This is a genomic window from Priestia sp. P5_B4, from assembly GCF_056400385.1.
Genome location: NZ_JBFULJ010001007.1, coordinates 1 through 1,279 on the forward strand (window position 1 = coordinate 1; position 1,279 = coordinate 1,279).

Genomic DNA, 1,279 nt, shown 5'->3' on the forward strand with positions numbered 1-1,279 from the left:
GCTTCGCGATGTCACTTTGAGCACTTCGATCTTTAACATGTGCGCCAAAAGCAGCTGGAGTTGCGTCTGTTACTTGACTTGTTGTCACAAGCCCCGTCGTTTTCCCAGCTAATTTTGCTTTTTCTAAAACTGTTTGAACAGGCTTTCCTTTCATATTTACGCCAATAGCGCCATTATAACTTTTAACTCCTGAAGCCATGGCTGTAGCAGCTGCAGCAGAATCCGTAACAAATGAATTTCCTGAAGATGTATGGACTCTCCCTACTGCCGGCATATCATCCATTGCTAACTTTCCATTTGCTCCTACGGCGGCCAGTCGGATCGCATCACGATGATCGGTACCCATACCGTCTCCAACAAAAAGAATAACATTTTTAGCTTTTTGGTTATTTACGCCTTTAGCTGCTTTAGCATCTGTTGGTGAATTTGTTCCAAATGCCAGCGCTGCTACAGTTACCGCTGATAATACTGCCGCTCCAATTGCACGTTTTTTCATTGTTTACACCCTTTACTGTTTATTATTGACATAACTTAACTGTACACGCAGTCTGTTAAATCAACTTAAATAAAAGGTTAAAGGTGTGTAAAGATATATAAACTTCCATTTACAATGCATGAAAGAGGCTTTCCTTTTAGCTAATCAATACTTGGCGGAACTTCAAGCCAGCCTTTTTTGATCATAATTTCTGTTGCTTCGCTTGCATATTGAAACGCATCTTCTCCTATCAGCATCATTTTAGCCACAATATCTCTTCGAAAACTAAATGCTGCTCCAAACGCCTGACTTCCGATACTGAAGTTACTTAGTAAAATATCGCATGTCAGCATCAAACGATCCGAAAAAGCAGGCGTTTCAGAAGTCGTTATGCTTCCTGTTGAGGCAACAGAAGGTGAAATATCGTCTTGTATAATTATTTCTTCAAGTCGCGTAATAATTTTTTTACTAAGCTCTTTTCCTTTCAAAAAATGCTTTTTCACTTCGGTATCTTTAGCCGTTTGAGAAAAAGCCTTCATTAACTTCATCCCGACAATGTTTGTTTCGACTCCATGATAAATCTGCGCTAGCTCCATCGTATTTAGTACTCTTTTGTCCGCAAATACATTTAAGCTGCTCAGATATTTTCTATCCGAAACAAACTCAACGGTAGTTGGCATCGGAATATAGGGTGGGCGTGATAAAATTCCTTTTCTCAATAAGTACTGCGTACAGGAATCGTAGCACTCTTGCGTAATTTTTGTTAAATCTTGATAAAATTTCACCACATCTTCTCTGTAGGCC

At 39.6% G+C, this 1,279-nt stretch carries 2 protein-coding genes; both read right to left on the bottom strand.

Annotated features, from left to right (window positions below; translation table 11 throughout):
• On the bottom strand, positions 1 to 496 hold a 496-nt coding region (locus AC1DRF_RS28325; protein WP_477742349.1), incomplete at its 3' end, for an alkaline phosphatase.
• A gap of 140 nt (positions 497 to 636) precedes the next feature.
• A partial coding sequence (locus tag AC1DRF_RS28330) for a DUF3231 family protein (RefSeq protein WP_477742350.1) occupies positions 637 to 1,279 on the bottom strand: 643 nt, incomplete at its 5' end.